The organism is Cedecea sp. B1(4), from assembly GCF_059414925.1.
Window position 1 is genome coordinate 1 of the sequence record NZ_JCAHMZ010000007.1, and the last position, 13,886, is coordinate 13,886.

17 protein-coding genes are annotated in these 13,886 nt (G+C 53.6%); 3 read left to right on the forward strand and 14 right to left on the reverse strand.

The features are described from left to right. From ACR6JA_RS15335 to fkpA, 9 genes are all read right to left on the reverse strand, one after another. Positions 1-103, reverse strand: a 103-nt coding sequence (locus tag ACR6JA_RS15335; protein ID WP_029364778.1) for a GTP-binding protein, incomplete at its 3' end; no start/stop codon positions are given. Positions 104-174: 71 nt separating this feature from the next. Beyond that, positions 175-2,289: an elongation factor G gene (gene fusA, locus ACR6JA_RS15340; protein ID WP_008457107.1), complete on the reverse strand. Its 2,115-nt coding sequence runs from the start codon at positions 2,287-2,289 to the stop codon at positions 175-177. Positions 2,290-2,382: 93 nt separating this feature from the next. After that, positions 2,383-2,853, reverse strand: a complete 471-nt coding sequence (gene rpsG / locus ACR6JA_RS15345) for a 30S ribosomal protein S7 (RefSeq protein ID WP_008457106.1) — start codon at positions 2,851-2,853, stop codon at positions 2,383-2,385. A 95-nt stretch (positions 2,854-2,948) separates the two neighbouring features. Beyond that, positions 2,949-3,323: a 30S ribosomal protein S12 gene (gene rpsL, locus ACR6JA_RS15350; RefSeq protein ID WP_008457105.1), complete on the reverse strand. Its 375-nt coding sequence runs from the start codon at positions 3,321-3,323 to the stop codon at positions 2,949-2,951. Between the two features lie 124 nt (positions 3,324-3,447). Further along, on the reverse strand, positions 3,448-3,735 hold the full coding sequence (tusB, locus tag ACR6JA_RS15355) for a sulfurtransferase complex subunit TusB (RefSeq protein WP_213713909.1): 288 nt from the start codon (positions 3,733-3,735) through the stop codon (positions 3,448-3,450). Between the two features lie 7 nt (positions 3,736-3,742). Next, positions 3,743-4,102 carry a sulfurtransferase complex subunit TusC gene (gene tusC, locus ACR6JA_RS15360; protein WP_213713906.1) on the reverse strand — a complete coding sequence of 120 codons (360 nt, stop codon included), beginning with the start codon at positions 4,100-4,102 and terminating at the stop codon, positions 3,743-3,745. Beyond that, complete coding sequence (tusD, locus tag ACR6JA_RS15365; RefSeq protein WP_166994599.1) at positions 4,102-4,488, reverse strand: sulfurtransferase complex subunit TusD; 387 nt, start codon at positions 4,486-4,488, stop codon at positions 4,102-4,104. Before tusD ends, tusC begins: the two co-directional genes overlap by 1 nt. Next, positions 4,488-5,216 (reverse strand): helix-turn-helix transcriptional regulator, encoded by a 729-nt coding sequence (locus ACR6JA_RS15370; protein WP_008457101.1) that lies wholly within the window; start codon positions 5,214-5,216, stop codon positions 4,488-4,490. Before ACR6JA_RS15370 ends, tusD begins: the two co-directional genes overlap by 1 nt. A gap of 339 nt (positions 5,217-5,555) precedes the next feature. After that, positions 5,556-6,383, reverse strand: a complete 828-nt coding sequence (gene fkpA, locus ACR6JA_RS15375; protein WP_008457100.1) for an FKBP-type peptidyl-prolyl cis-trans isomerase — start codon at positions 6,381-6,383, stop codon at positions 5,556-5,558. A gap of 230 nt (positions 6,384-6,613) precedes the next feature. On the opposite strand from fkpA, the gene ACR6JA_RS15380 reads away from it, so the two are divergent. Continuing rightward, on the forward strand, positions 6,614-6,832 hold the full coding sequence (locus ACR6JA_RS15380) for a protein SlyX (RefSeq protein ID WP_008457099.1): 219 nt from the start codon (positions 6,614-6,616) through the stop codon (positions 6,830-6,832). 51 nt (positions 6,833-6,883) lie between these two features. Here the strand turns inward: ACR6JA_RS15380 and slyD are convergent, their stop codons facing one another. From slyD to kefG, 4 genes are all read right to left on the reverse strand, one after another. Next, a complete protein-coding gene (gene slyD / locus ACR6JA_RS15385; RefSeq protein WP_039288330.1) occupies positions 6,884-7,468 on the reverse strand; it encodes a peptidylprolyl isomerase in 585 nt (194 codons plus the stop codon). Positions 7,469-7,566: 98 nt separating this feature from the next. Beyond that, positions 7,567-7,767 (reverse strand): YheV family putative zinc ribbon protein, encoded by a 201-nt coding sequence (locus ACR6JA_RS15390; protein ID WP_016538480.1) that lies wholly within the window; start codon positions 7,765-7,767, stop codon positions 7,567-7,569. 11 nt (positions 7,768-7,778) lie between these two features. Then, positions 7,779-9,584 carry a glutathione-regulated potassium-efflux system protein KefB gene (gene kefB, locus ACR6JA_RS15395; protein WP_008457096.1) on the reverse strand — a complete coding sequence of 602 codons (1,806 nt, stop codon included), beginning with the start codon at positions 9,582-9,584 and terminating at the stop codon, positions 7,779-7,781. Beyond that, positions 9,584-10,135: a glutathione-regulated potassium-efflux system ancillary protein KefG gene (kefG, locus tag ACR6JA_RS15400; RefSeq protein ID WP_312742455.1), complete on the reverse strand. Its 552-nt coding sequence runs from the start codon at positions 10,133-10,135 to the stop codon at positions 9,584-9,586. Before kefG ends, kefB begins: the two co-directional genes overlap by 1 nt. Positions 10,136-10,259: 124 nt before the next feature. Here kefG and ACR6JA_RS15405 point away from each other — a divergent pair, with 124 nt between their 5' ends. Continuing rightward, positions 10,260-12,164, forward strand: coding sequence for an ABC transporter ATP-binding protein (locus ACR6JA_RS15405; RefSeq protein ID WP_166994603.1), 1,905 nt, complete (start codon positions 10,260-10,262; stop codon positions 12,162-12,164). A 41-nt stretch (positions 12,165-12,205) separates the two neighbouring features. Here the strand turns inward: ACR6JA_RS15405 and ACR6JA_RS15410 are convergent, their stop codons facing one another. Continuing rightward, entirely contained in the window at positions 12,206-12,808 is a 603-nt protein-coding gene (locus ACR6JA_RS15410) for a LysE family translocator (protein ID WP_008457089.1), read from the reverse strand. A gap of 60 nt (positions 12,809-12,868) precedes the next feature. Here ACR6JA_RS15410 and ACR6JA_RS15415 point away from each other — a divergent pair, with 60 nt between their 5' ends. After that, a complete protein-coding gene (locus ACR6JA_RS15415) occupies positions 12,869-13,885 on the forward strand; it encodes a hydrolase (protein ID WP_008457087.1) in 1,017 nt (338 codons plus the stop codon). Position 13,886: the final 1 nt, after the last annotated feature.

The following is a 13,886-nucleotide window of genomic DNA, read 5'->3' on the forward strand; positions in this document are numbered from 1 at the left end:
CGGTAGTGATTGCAGCGGTCAGAGTGGTTTTACCGTGGTCAACGTGGCCGATAGTACCAACGTTAACGTGCGGTTTTGTACGTTCAAATTTTTCTTTAGACACGGCTATATTCCTTACTATTGTGCCCTCCCCTTGTGGAGAGAGCACGGGATCATTGTGTTAAAAGCGTTGGCTTATTTGCCACGAGCTTCGATTACGGCCTGAGCAACGTTGTTAGGTGCGTCATCATACTTCAGGAATTCCATGGAGTAAGATGCACGACCTTTGGTCAGAGAACGCAGCTGAGTTGCGTACCCGAACATTTCAGACAACGGAACTTCAGCATGAATCTGTACGCCAGTAGCGTTAGATTCCTGGCCTTTCAGCTGACCACGACGACGGCTAAGGTCACCGATAACGTCACCGGTGTTCTCTTCCGGAGTTTCAACTTCAACCTTCATGATAGGCTCAAGCAGAACTGGTTTAGCTTTCTTAAAGCCATCTTTGAAGGCAATAGAAGCGGCCAGTTTAAACGCCAGTTCGGAGGAGTCAACGTCATGGTAAGAACCGAAGTGCAAACGCACGCCGAGATCTACAACCGGGTAACCCGCCAGTGGACCAGATTTCAGCTGCTCCTGGATGCCTTTATCAACGGCAGGGACGTATTCGCCAGGAATTACGCCGCCTTTGATGTCGTTGATGAACTCGTAACCTTTAGGGTTAGAGCCCGGCTCCAGTGGGTACATGTCGATAACAACATGACCGTACTGACCACGACCACCAGACTGCTTGGCGTGTTTACCTTCGATATCGGTAACTTTAGCGCGAATCGCTTCGCGGTAAGCAACCTGAGGTTTACCGACGTTCGCTTCAACGTTGAATTCACGCTTCATACGGTCAACGATGATGTCGAGGTGCAGTTCACCCATACCGGCGATGATGGTCTGGTTAGATTCTTCATCAGTCCATACGCGGAATGATGGGTCTTCTTTAGCCAGACGGCCCAGAGCCAGACCCATTTTTTCCTGGTCAGCTTTGGTTTTTGGTTCAACGGCGATGGAGATTACCGGCTCTGGGAATTCCATACGCTCCAGAATGATAGGCGAATCTGGATCACACAGGGTGTCACCAGTAGTTACGTCTTTCAGACCGATAGCAGCCGCGATGTCGCCTGCGCGAACTTCTTTGATCTCTTCACGTTTGTTAGCGTGCATCTGAACGATACGGCCAAAGCGCTCACGAGCAGCTTTAACGGAGTTCAGCACGGTATCACCGGAGTTAACAACGCCGGAGTAAACGCGGAAGAAGGTCAGGTTACCAACGAACGGGTCAGTTGCGATTTTGAATGCCAGAGCAGCAAACGGCTCGTCGTCAGTTGCGTGACGCTCAGCCGGCGTGTCTTTACCGTCATCCAGAATACCGTTGATTGCCGGTACGTCGGTTGGTGCTGGCAGGTAATCGATTACCGCATCCAGCATCGCCTGAACACCTTTGTTCTTAAATGCAGAACCACAGGTAACCAGGATGATTTCGTTGTTCAGAACGCGCTGACGCAGAGCTTTCTTGATTTCTTCCTCGGACAGCTCTTCGCCGCCCAGGTATTTTTCCATCAGCTCTTCAGAGGCTTCTGCAGCGGACTCGATCAGGTTCTGGTGCCATTCGTCAGCCAGGTCCTGCATGTCAGCTGGGATATCTTCGTATTCGAAGGTAACGCCCTGATCTGCATCGTTCCAGTTGATGGCTTTCATTTTCACCAGGTCGATAACGCCGGTGAAACCTTCTTCAGCACCAATTGCCAGCTGAAGCGGAACAGGGTTCGCGCCCAGACGGGATTTGATCTGACCTACAACTTTCAGGAAGTTTGCACCCATACGGTCCATTTTGTTAACGAACGCGATGCGTGGAACTTTGTATTTGTTAGCCTGACGCCATACAGTTTCAGACTGTGGCTGAACACCACCAACTGCGCAGTAAACCATTACTGCACCGTCAAGAACACGCATGGAACGTTCTACTTCGATGGTGAAGTCAACGTGCCCTGGGGTGTCGATGATGTTTACGCGGTGCGGTTCATACTGCTTAGCCATACCAGACCAGAATGCAGTAGTTGCAGCGGAGGTAATGGTGATACCACGCTCCTGCTCCTGCTCCATCCAGTCCATGGTTGCAGCGCCGTCATGAACTTCACCGATTTTGTGGTTTACACCGGTGTAGAACAGAATACGTTCGGTAGTCGTGGTTTTACCGGCGTCGATGTGTGCACTGATACCGATGTTACGGTAGCGTGCAATGGGTGTTGTACGAGCCATTTGATTCCTCTATATCCTGGGACGTTCAAGTTAAGTAACCCAAAGCGGGCAGCTTCATGAAGCGCCCGCTTGGGTAACACTACGAAGGATTTATTACCAACGGTAGTGAGCGAACGCCTTGTTGGCTTCAGCCATACGGTGAACGTCTTCACGTTTCTTCACTGCAGTGCCTTTGTTTTCTGCAGCATCAGACAGTTCATTCGCCAGGCGAAGAGCCATGGATTTATCACCGCGTTTACGAGCAGCTTCAACGATCCAACGCATTGCCAGAGCATTACGACGAACCGGACGAACTTCAACTGGAACCTGGTAAGTAGAACCACCTACACGGCGGGACTTAACTTCGACGGTCGGACGGACGTTGTCCAGAGCGACTTCGAAAGCTTCCAGCTCGTTTTTACCAGAACGCTGAGCCAGGGTTTCCAGCGCGGTATAAACGATAGATTCTGCAGTAGATTTTTTACCATCTACCATCAGGATATTTACAAATTTAGCCAGCAGCTCTGATCCGAACTTAGGATCCGGCAGAATTTTACGCTGACCAATCACGCGACGACGTGGCATAGGAATACTCCGTTGTTAATTCAGGATTGTCCAAAACTCAAAGAGTTTATTTTGACATTAATTTAAAACGTTTGGCCTTACTTAACGGAGAACCATTAAGCCTTAGGACGCTTCACGCCATACTTGGAGCGAGATTGCTTACGGTCTTTAACGCCGGAGCAGTCAAGCGCACCACGAACGGTGTGGTAGCGAACACCTGGCAGGTCTTTAACACGACCACCACGGATCAGGATCACGGAGTGTTCCTGCAGGTTGTGACCTTCACCGCCGATGTAGGAGGTGACTTCAAAACCGTTAGTCAAACGCACACGGCAAACTTTACGCAGTGCGGAGTTTGGTTTTTTAGGAGTGGTGGTATATACACGGGTACATACACCACGTTTTTGCGGGCAAGCTTCCAGCGCAGGCACGTTGCTTTTTGCAACTTTGCGTACGCGTGGTTTGCGAACCAGCTGGTTAACTGTTGCCATTAAATAGCTCCTGGTTTTAGCTTTTGCTTCGTAAACACGTAATAAAACGGCCTCATATAATATGAGGACGCAGAATTTTAGGGCTGAGCCGAAAAGGTGTCAAGAAATATACAGCGATCCGCCCTCACCAGGCGAACTGCTGGCTATGTTTTATCGTTAATCTGACGAAGTCAGTATAGCCGACACGCTCAATTTTGGCCGAAATTTGAGCAGAGAGGCCCCGAGCCTCAACATCTTCTTGCAGAGCGCTAACAGTAATGGGGGCGGAAAGCAGTAATTCAAGCGCCCGGCTGCCATTCAGCGCGGCAATCACGCCGTCTTCAATCAGCAGTAAATCGTCACCAGGCTGGGCATAACGCAGAATCTCGGTGATATCACACTGGAAGGGCGACTGACGTAAGGTATGCAGCATAGGAGCCTCAGAAGGTAAGTACCACATCGTAATGATTCAGTTTTTCCCGAAGCGCATCAGGCTCAAGCGCTTCCGCATCGATAACCCAGGATGCCTGACCCGATAGCCCTCTTTCCCTTACTGAGGCAGCGCAAAGGAAACACTGCTCAATATCGTACAGCGGCAAAATGCGGAAAGTGGCGATGTAATCCCTGCCCAGCACTTTGGCAGGCTGTTGCCCCGGCAGCAGCTGTAGAACACCATCGCCAACAAAGAACACGCCGATATCTTCTGACAGGGCCGACGTCGCCAATAATGCATCCAGCCCTTCCCGGCCAGAGGTGCAGCCGTGCGGCGCCGATCGAAAAACAAAAGCGACACGTTTCATTAGAACTGCACCATTCTTTCGCAGGTAAGCGCGGATTCCGCCAGCGCCCCGAGGCCACTAAGCGTAAAGCCAGGCTGGAGATTACTCACCTTGAGCCCCAAAGATTTGGCCTGCTCTTCATCGGTCACACCGCGACGCAATGCCGCAGCCACGCAAATATGCAGTGCCACACCGTGCTGCGCGCTCAGGCTCTGCCACTCGCGGACAAGATCAACTTCGTCGCTTGCCGGGGCGGTCAGCTGATTGGCGTTATAAATCCCTTCACGGTAGAAAAAAACGCTCTCCAGCGAGTGTCCTTCCGCCAGCAACGCCCGGGCAAACAGCAATGCACTGCTTGCCTGCTGCGTCCCATAAGCCGGGCCAGTAACCATCAAGGCAAAACGCATTACTTATCCTGACCGAGGAAGTCGCCGTTTTTGAACTGGCGAATGTAGAGATAAACGGTGTGTTTGGAAATGTTCAACCGATCGGCAACCTGGTTGATGGCATCTTTGATGTCGAAGATCCCTTTTTCATAGAGGTTGAGCACTATCTGGCGGTTCTTGGCGTTATTTGAGACGTTACGGTCGGCATTCACTTCTTCAATCGTGAATTCCAACGTTTGCATCACCAGATCCTCCACGGAGGACGCAAAGTTTACCGAAGACGGCACTTCCTGATCCTGAGTTTCCGGTGGAATAAAGGTCGACATGATCTGGGAGAACGGCACGTCGAGGTTCATGTTAATGCAAAGCAAACCAATCACACGCTGGTCGCGGTTGCGAATCGCAATCGTCACCGACTTCATCAGAACACCGCTTTTTGCGCGAGTGAAGTAGCATTTAGAGACGCTGCTGTCGGCCCCGGTCATATCGTGCAGCATGCGCAAGGCCAGATCGGTAATTGGCGAGCCTATTTTTCGCCCGGTATGCTCACCATTAGCGATACGAATAGCTGAACATTTCAGGTCCTGCAGGGAGTGCAGAACGATTTCGCAATGGGAACCAATCAGCATCGCTAACCCGTCCACGACCGCTTCATAGGATTTTAATATTTCGAAGTCGGTTTGTTCAAAAGGACGCTGGTCCAGCAAATCAAGTTCACTGGTTTCGTTGGTTAAAAGCGAATTGGACATGAAAAAATACCACCCTCTCAGATTGATGACAAACGTCCGGACAACGGGGTTCTCGGGCGTTTGGGGTAAATCAGCAGACTTCGTCCATTATTTTTATTGCTGCAAATTGAGCGTTTTATGGATAAAAGACGTTGCCAGCAATTTACTCTAAAGAGAGCCTGTCGCGCTTTGATGGTGTCAGGGCAGACTCATACTCGGTTGAAACGCTGCCCGCTAAGGTAATACAACGTAAGATGTGCTTTCCAGTCTTTATTCTCCTCATTACGCGTGGGGGGAATAAACGCTGGTGCCAAAAACAAAACCGCCGCCCGGTGGGCGGCGGTTCAAACGACCTGCTAATTACTTGCTTTTGGCTGCGTCAGCGGCTTTAGCATCTGCAGCAGCGGCTGGCTTAGCGTCAGCTTTTGGCGCTTGTTTAATGTCCAGCAGCTCAACTTCAAACACCAGCGTAGAGTTGGCAGGGATCCCCGGCACGCCGGTTTTGCCATAAGCCAGCTCTGGTGGAATAACCAGCTTGATCTTGCCGCCTTTCTTGATGTTTTTCAGGCCTTCGGTCCAGCCTGGGATCACGCCATCAAGGCGGAAGGACAGTGGCTCACCGCGGGTATAGGAGTTATCAAACTCTTTACCGTCGATCAGCGTACCTTTGTAGTTAACCACAACGGTATCGGTATCCTTCGGCGCATCACCGGTACCGTCTTTCTCAACTTTATACATCAGGCCGGTAGAAGACGTTTTAACGCCTTTCTCTTTGGCGAAAGCATCACGGAAGGCTTTGCCTTTGTCCGCGTTCTCTTTAGCGTCTTTCTCCATTTTCTCCTGAGCGGAGGCTTTTACGCGAGTCTCGAACGCCTGCAGAGTTTGTTCGATTTCCTGGTCAGACAGTTTGCTCTTATCCGCAAACGCATCCTGTACGCCCGCGATCAGTTGAGCCTTATCCAGGGTGATCCCCAGTTTCTCCTGCTCTTTCAGGGAGTTTTCCATGTAACGCCCGAGCGATGCGCCTAGTGCATAGGCAGCTTTCTGGTCGTCGTTCTTAAAGGCCGCTTTGCTGTCAGCCTGAGCCGCAGGTGCATCTTTCGCTGCAGCAGGCGCCGCAAAAGCAGGGGCATTAAGGGCAACGGCCATTGTGGTCGCCAGAAGCGTTACTTTAAATAATGATTTCATCCATTTCTCCAAGGGCCGGGGCCTCTCACCCCAGGGTTTCAAATAAGCTAAGTGACGTACTATAACGTCGTGAAAGAAATCTACACAATCTCTCAGCGAGTTATCGAGTCAAATTGAGATTCTTTTTGTTTAAAGAAGTTTCCTTCAATGCGCTTCTGCGCTGTAAAGCTGGGTCATTTTCAGTAAAATCACCGCATATTGTCCATCGCGCAGGCAAAAGAGGAACCGCCATGCACACTAAATCCACCGAACAACGGCTGGAAGATCTCGAGAGTCGTCTCGCCTTTCAGGAGATTACAATTGAAGAGCTGAACCAGACCGTGACGGCGCACGAGCTTGAGATGGTCAAACTTCGCGAGCATTTCCGCCTGCTGGTTGAAAAGCTAAAGGCCAGCCAGCCGTCGATGATCGCTTCAGAGTCAGAAGAGACGCCACCGCCGCATTACTGAATAACAGACGTAAAAAAGGCCGCTAACGCGGCCTTTTCTCTTTCACAGCGATCAGTGGCAACCACAACCGCCGTTACCGCAACCGCCTTTACCATGCTCGTGACCATGGTCGTGATCGTGGCCGTGACCACCGCAGCAACCATCGTGATCGTGGTCGTGATGATGGTCGTGCTCACCGTGAACGTGGCCATGGGCCAGCTCTTCAGCGGTCGCTTCGCGGATAGCAACAACTTCCACGTTGAATTTCAGGTTCTGGCCGGCCAGCATGTGGTTACCGTCAACCACAACGTGCTCGTCTTCCACTTCGGTAATTTCGACCGGCACTGGACCCTGATCGGTTTCCGCCATAAAGCGCATACCAACCTGCAGCTCGTCAACGCCCATGAAAACGTCTTTCGGTACGCGCTGCACCAGGTTTTCGTCGTACTGACCGTAAGCGTCGTTCGCGCCCACTTCAACGTCAAACTTGTCGCCAACTTCGTGACCATCCAGCGCCGTTTCCAGGCCAGAAATCAGGGAGCCGTGACCGTGCAAGTAGTCCAGCGGCGCGCTCACCGGAGACTCATCGACCAACACACCGTCTTCTGTACGTACCTGATAGGCCAGGCTGACCACCAGGTCTTTTGCTACTTTCATGATATCTCCTGAACGAGCGTAGGGAAAAAACTGGCGCCGATTGTAGCGGAAATCTGCGCCGCTGTACCCTCTAGCTTAAAAAAAGCTGCTCCATCTCGCTAGTCGGGATGAAAAATCCCTATCACTTGCTCCTGCTCGCGAACGTGCTCGCGAACCTGCTTGTCGGCCTCTCGCATCTGATGGCCACACTTTACGCACTCAACGATATCAACGTTGTTCTCGCGCCACAGCGCGAGAGAATCCTTAGCCTGGCATTTGGGACAAACGGCCCCGGCAATAAAACGCTTACGCACTGACATTGGCTTCACCCTTATTCAAATTCGTCCCAGCCGTCCAGCTGCCGACGCTCTTGCTGCATTTCACGTTCAAAAATATCTTCCAGCTCACGCCGGGCTTCCCGCACCCTGGAAATCTGCGCACTGTCCGTGTGAATTGGCATCAGTTCACGCAGCATACGCATATCCAGTCGGCGGAAATGTAATTGAGCCCGGTGCGCCTGGTGAGGATGCATACCCAGCGTGAGCAAGGCCTTACGCCCAAGTTCAAGGGCGCTGGAGAAGGTTTCACGCGAGAACAGTTTAACGCCGGCCTGCAACAATTCATGTGCCTCAACGCGGCCACGAGCACGCGCCAGTATGGCAAGATGTGGAAAGTGTTGTTGACAGAGGTGGACTATCCGCATCGTATCTTCCGGCTCATTGCAGGTGATAACAATGGATTTGGCCTCTTCCGCTCCCGCCGAACGCAACAGTTCCACTTCCGTCGCATCACCGTAATACACTTTATAACCGTATTTTCTCATCAGGCTTACGGCGCTGATATCCCGTTCAAGAACGGTGATACGCATCTTATTCGCCATCAACAGACGGCCTATCACCTGACCAAAACGCCCAAATCCGACGATGATAACCTGCGGATGATCGTCCTCAACGTAAGGCGTCTCCTCAGTTTCCTCGCCCGGATTAAAGCGCCGGGCAAGAATCGCATCCACACCTTTCATCAGCAGCGGCGTGGTCATCATCGACAGCGTCACCGTCACCAGCAGCAGCGGCATTTGATCGCCCTGGAACAGCTTCTGTGAGGCCGCCGCGGAAAACAGCACGAAGGCAAACTCACCGCCCTGGCTTAGCACACCAGCAAACTGCAGCCGCTCAGAGCTGCGCAAACCATACACCCGCGACAGGCCATACAAAATGGTGGCTTTCACCGCCACCAGCGCAACCACGCTCACTGCAATCCACAGCAAATGGGTGAACAAAACGCCCAGGTTCAGCGCCATGCCAACAGAGATAAAGAACAGCCCCAGCAACAGGCCTTTAAACGGATCGATAGCAATCTCAAGCTCGTGGCGATATTCGCTTTCCGCCAGCAACACGCCAGCCAGAAACGTCCCCAAGGCCATAGAAAACCCAAGCGCATCCATAAACAGCGCCGAGCCAAGGACCAGCAACAACGAAGCCGCGGTAAAGACTTCACGCACCCCGGACCCGGCAATAAAGCGGAAAACCGGGCGAAGCAGATAGCGCCCGCCCAATAGCATGCCGATAAACGCCAACGCCTTCAGGCCGACTTTAATCCAGTCGGTATGATCGTCGCCGTTCCCGGCCAGCAGCGGCACCAGCGCCAGCGCCGGGATCACCGCCAGATCCTGGAACAGAAGGACCGAAAAGCCTAGCTGACCGGATTCGCTGCGGTTCATGCTTTTATCACGCATCAGCTGCAGCGCCATCGCTGTGGAAGACATCGCAAGGCCGATACCGCCCACCACTGCCGCCTGCCAGGAAAAATTCGTCAGCATCAGCAGGCCCGCGAGCACCACTGCGCTGAGAATCACCTGCGCCGCCCCAACGCCAAAGATAGAGCGCCTCAGTTGCCATAGCTTCGACGGATTCAGCTCCAGCCCGATGATAAACATCAGGAACACCACGCCCAGCTCGGAGAAATGCAGGATTTCATCAACATCGCTGATAAACCCTAAGCCCCAGGGGCCAATGGCGATACCTGCCAGCAAATAGCCCAGCACGGCGCCAATGCCTAAACGTGCGGCAACCGGTACGGCAACAACCGCGGCGAAAAGAAACAACACTCCCGCCAACAGTAAATCAGAACCTTCCATCAGCGTCCTCCCATCGACAGCGGATTCGCCAGCCACTCACCATAGGCTTTCGCATGGCTTTGCAGCTCCGGCTTAGATTGGCGGCGCGCCCAGTAAACGATAATCGGCATCAGCCAGTGCATCTTGCACATCGCCGCGGTGAGCTCAAAAGGTCGTAAAATTTCGGTTAAGGGGAAGCGGTTATAGCCGTCATAGCGATAGGCCCCTTCCGGCTCGCCGGTGGTGATCACGCTGCGCCAGTACTTTCCCGCCAGCGCGTTGCCTCCGATGCCGCTGGCAAAGTCCCGGCTTAGGACGCGATCCATCCACTCTTTCAGCAACGCAGGGCAGCTGTAGGTATAAAGAGGGTGTTGAAAAACAATGACATCGTGCTCCAGCAGCAATGACTGTTCGTGATAAATATCGATAAAGAAATCGGGATAGTGCGCGTAGAGATCGTGTACGGTCACATTTTCAAGCTGCAGAGCCGGCTGAAGCAAAACCCGGTTAGCCACCGAGTCCTGGGATTCCGGATGGGCATACAGCAGCAAAACTTTCGGCGGCTGCGACATCATTACCCTCCAGGGCGTCGTCATAGTCATTATTTTGGGCTACCATGCAGCCCGACCTGTTGCCCAAGCGACATGTTAACGAATTACAATGACAATTTAACATACTCTGAACATACGGCGCTTTATGATTGTTTTCTCCTCGTTACAAATTCGTCGCGGCACCCGCGTTCTGCTGGATAACGCCACCGCCACCATCAACCCCGGTCAAAAAGTCGGCCTGGTGGGTAAAAACGGCTGCGGGAAATCCACGCTGCTGGCGTTGCTGAAAAACGAGATAAGCGCCGATGGCGGGAGCGCAAGCTTTCCCGGCAACTGGCAGCTTGCCTGGGTGAATCAGGAAACGCCCGCCCTTGCGATGCCGGCGATAGAGTATGTGATCGACGGCGACCGTGAATTCCGCAAGCTGGAAGCCGAGCTAAACGTCGCCAACGAACGCAACGACGGTCACGCCATTGCGCTGGTTCACGGCAAGCTGGACGCGGTAGATGCGTGGACCATTCGCTCACGCGCCTCCAGCCTGCTGCACGGTCTGGGCTTCAGCAATGAACAGTTGGAACGCCCGGTAAGCGATTTCTCGGGCGGCTGGCGCATGCGTCTTAACCTTGCCCAGGCGCTGATTTGCCGTTCCGACCTGCTGCTGCTCGATGAACCAACCAACCACCTCGATCTGGACGCGGTCATCTGGCTGGAGCGCTGGCTGAAAAGCTACCAGGGTACCCTGATTCTTATCTCTCACGACCGGGACTTCCTCGATCCGGTGGTCGATAAAATTATCCACATCGAACAGGAAAATATGTTCGAGTACACCGGCAACTATTCGTCGTTTGAGATCCAGCGCGCAACTCGCCTGTCTCAACAGCAGTCGATGTACGAAAGCCAGCAGCAAAAAGTGGCCCACCTGCAAAGCTTTATCGATCGCTTTAAAGCTAAAGCGTCCAAAGCCAAGCAGGCGCAGAGCCGCGTGAAAATGTTGGAGCGCATGGAGCTGATTGCCCCGGCTCACGTCGATAACCCGTTTCACTTCAGCTTCCGTGCGCCAGAAAACCTTCCCAACCCGCTGCTGAGGATGGAAAAGGTCAGCGCAGGCTACGGCGAGCGAGTGATCCTCAACTCCATCAAGCTGAACCTTGTTCCTGGCTCGCGTATTGGCCTGCTGGGCCGAAACGGGGCGGGGAAATCCACGTTAATCAAACTGCTGGCCGGTGAATTACAGCCGCTGCAGGGTGACATTGGCCTGGCCAAAGGCATCAAGCTCGGCTACTTCGCCCAGCATCAGTTGGAATACCTGCGCGCCGATGAATCGCCGCTTCAGCATCTGGCTCGTATTGCCCCACGCGAGCTGGAACAGCAACTGCGTGACTATCTGGGCGGCTTTGGTTTCCAGGGCGATAAAGTCACGGAACAAACGGCGCGTTTCTCCGGCGGTGAAAAAGCCCGGCTGGTGCTGGCGCTGATTGTCTGGCAGCGCCCTAACCTGCTGCTGCTCGATGAACCGACGAACCACCTCGATCTCGACATGCGCCAGGCGCTGACCGAAGCGCTCATCGACTTTGAGGGCGCGCTGGTTGTGGTTTCGCACGACCGCCACCTGCTGCGCTCCACCACGGACGATCTCTACCTGGTGCACGACGGCAAAGTGGAAGCTTTCGATGGCGACCTCGAGGATTACCAACAGTGGTTGAGCGACCTGCAAAAACAGGAGAATCAGCCCGCTGAATCAGCAAAGGATAACGCCAACAGCGCCCAGGCCCGCAAGGACCAGAAGCGCCGTGAGGCCGAACTTCGCACCCAAACTCAGCCGCTGCGCAAGCAAATTACCCAGCTTGAAAAGCAGATGGAAAAGCTGAACGCTCAGCTTGCAGAAGTAGAAGAGAAGCTGGCAGACAGCGCTATCTACGACCAGAGCCGTAAAGCCGAGATGAACGAATGCCTGCAAACGCAGGTAAAAGTGAAGTCGGCGCTGGAAGAGTGCGAGATGGAATGGCTGGATATTCAGGAACAGCTTGAACAGATGCTGCAGGCCGACTAAACGCGAACGTTTCCCTCTCCTCGCGAGGAGAGGGTTTGCCCTCAACGCCAGATAAGCAACACGCAGGCGGCGGTTAACACGCCCATGCTGACGTTGAAAATAGCCCAGGAGCGACGGCTGCGCAGGAACAGGCCAATCAGGCTGCCAAAGGCTATCCAGATAACCCCGGCCACAATGTTCACCAGCGCAATCCCTACGCTAATCATCGCCACGGAATGCAGGTAGGCTGCGCCCGCCAGGCTGAAACTGGCTACCGCGCCCAGCGCCATCAGCCACGCTTTAGGGTTAATCACCTGCAGCAGGCCACCTTGCCAGAAAGGTACCGGAGACGGCGGGGCCGCATCCGTTTCCAGGCGCTCGTATTTCGCGGTGCCAATTTTCCAGGCTAGCCACAAAAGGTAAACGCTCCCGGCAATCTTCAGGATAAGGTGCAGAGCGGGGTAAAGCAGGATTAAGCTGCCTACGCCGAAGGCAACAAGCACTAAAATGCACTGCATCCCGAGCATGATGCCAATCATCAGCGGCAGGCTGCGGAAGAAACCGTAATTCGCCCCGGATGCGGTAAGTAGCGTATTATTAGGGCCAGGTGTGATGGCGGCGACCCAGAGAAAGCCCAGCATCGAAAGAAAAAGCGTTAAGTCCATGAATTGGGTGCTCCACACCCGAAGAATAATTAGCGAACTAAACGAAACTAACAGTGTGATATGGCCAGTACAAGTCCTTTAGAATTGAATATTCATCATGATGAAGGTGACGATTTCCGCCCGATGCGCGGACTCAGTAACCCGCATCTGCAAACCATGATCCCACGTTTGATTCGTCGTCGAATCAATTTCAAACCCCACTGGCAGCGACTGGATATGCCGGACGGGGATTTTGTCGATCTTGCGTGGAGCGAAGATCCGCAAACCGCTATGCACAAACCTCGCCTGGTCGTGTTTCACGGACTGGAAGGCAGCCTCCACAGCCCCTATGCTCACGGCATGATAGAAGCGGCGAAAAAACGCGGCTGGCTGGGCGTGGTGATGCATTTTCGCGGCTGCAGCGGCGTGCCGAACCGTAAAGAACGCATTTATCACTCCGGCGAAACCGAAGACGGCACTTACTTTCTCGAATGGTTAAATCAGCGCTACGGTGAAGTCCCCACCGCCGCAGTTGGTTTTTCGCTGGGTGGGAACATGCTCGCCTGCCTGATGGCAAAACAGGGCGCTGCCTGCACGCTGAAAGCAGGCGTGATTGTTTCCGCCCCGCTGATGCTTGAGCAGTGTTGCTACCACATGGAGCAGGGCTTCTCGCGCGTCTACCAGCATTACCTGCTGAATCTGCTGAAGAAAAATGCCGCCCGTAAGCTGAAGAGCTACCCTGGCTCGCTGCCTATCGACCTCCGCAAGCTGAAAAGCCTGCGCCGCATTCGCGAGTTCGATGACTTAATTACCTCGAAGATCCATGGCTTTGCCGACGCGCTGGACTACTATCGCCAGTGCAGCGCCATGCCGCTTTTGCCGGAAATTGCCGCTCCGACGCTGATTATCCACGCCAAAGACGACCCGTTTATGGATCACCACGTCATCCCGGATCGCGAAACGCTGCCGCCCAATATCCACTACCAGCTCACGACTTACGGCGGCCATGTTGGCTTTGTCGGCGGGACTCTGCTGCGCCCACAGATGTGGCTTGAGCAGCGCATTCCCGATTGGCTAACCCGCTTCCTGGACCACTGAA

Excerpts from the sequence above, each read along its gene's own strand:
- fusA (WP_008457107.1), bottom strand. The coding sequence starts at position 2,289 with ATGGCTCGTACAACACCCATTGCACGCTACCGTAACATCGGTATCAGT.
- ACR6JA_RS15405 (WP_166994603.1), top strand. The coding sequence starts at position 10,260 with ATGATTGTTTTCTCCTCGTTACAAATTCGTCGCGGCACCCGCGTTCTG.
- rpsL (WP_008457105.1), bottom strand. The coding sequence starts at position 3,323 with ATGGCAACAGTTAACCAGCTGGTTCGCAAACCACGCGTACGCAAAGTT.
- fkpA (WP_008457100.1), bottom strand. The coding sequence starts at position 6,383 with ATGAAATCATTATTTAAAGTAACGCTTCTGGCGACCACAATGGCCGTT.
- rpsG (WP_008457106.1), bottom strand. The coding sequence starts at position 2,853 with ATGCCACGTCGTCGCGTGATTGGTCAGCGTAAAATTCTGCCGGATCCT.
- ACR6JA_RS15390 (WP_016538480.1), bottom strand. The coding sequence starts at position 7,767 with ATGTCAGTGCGTAAGCGTTTTATTGCCGGGGCCGTTTGTCCCAAATGC.
- tusC (WP_213713906.1), bottom strand. The coding sequence starts at position 4,102 with ATGAAACGTGTCGCTTTTGTTTTTCGATCGGCGCCGCACGGCTGCACC.
- ACR6JA_RS15415 (WP_008457087.1), top strand. The coding sequence starts at position 12,869 with ATGGCCAGTACAAGTCCTTTAGAATTGAATATTCATCATGATGAAGGT.
- ACR6JA_RS15380 (WP_008457099.1), top strand. The coding sequence starts at position 6,614 with ATGCACACTAAATCCACCGAACAACGGCTGGAAGATCTCGAGAGTCGT.
- ACR6JA_RS15410 (WP_008457089.1), bottom strand. The coding sequence starts at position 12,808 with ATGGACTTAACGCTTTTTCTTTCGATGCTGGGCTTTCTCTGGGTCGCC.
- kefG (WP_312742455.1), bottom strand. The coding sequence starts at position 10,135 with ATGTCGCAGCCGCCGAAAGTTTTGCTGCTGTATGCCCATCCGGAATCC.
- ACR6JA_RS15370 (WP_008457101.1), bottom strand. The coding sequence starts at position 5,216 with ATGTCCAATTCGCTTTTAACCAACGAAACCAGTGAACTTGATTTGCTG.
- slyD (WP_039288330.1), bottom strand. The coding sequence starts at position 7,468 with ATGAAAGTAGCAAAAGACCTGGTGGTCAGCCTGGCCTATCAGGTACGT.
- kefB (WP_008457096.1), bottom strand. The coding sequence starts at position 9,584 with ATGGAAGGTTCTGATTTACTGTTGGCGGGAGTGTTGTTTCTTTTCGCC.
- tusB (WP_213713909.1), bottom strand. The coding sequence starts at position 3,735 with ATGCTGCATACCTTACGTCAGTCGCCCTTCCAGTGTGATATCACCGAG.
- tusD (WP_166994599.1), bottom strand. The coding sequence starts at position 4,488 with ATGCGTTTTGCCTTGATGGTTACTGGCCCGGCTTATGGGACGCAGCAG.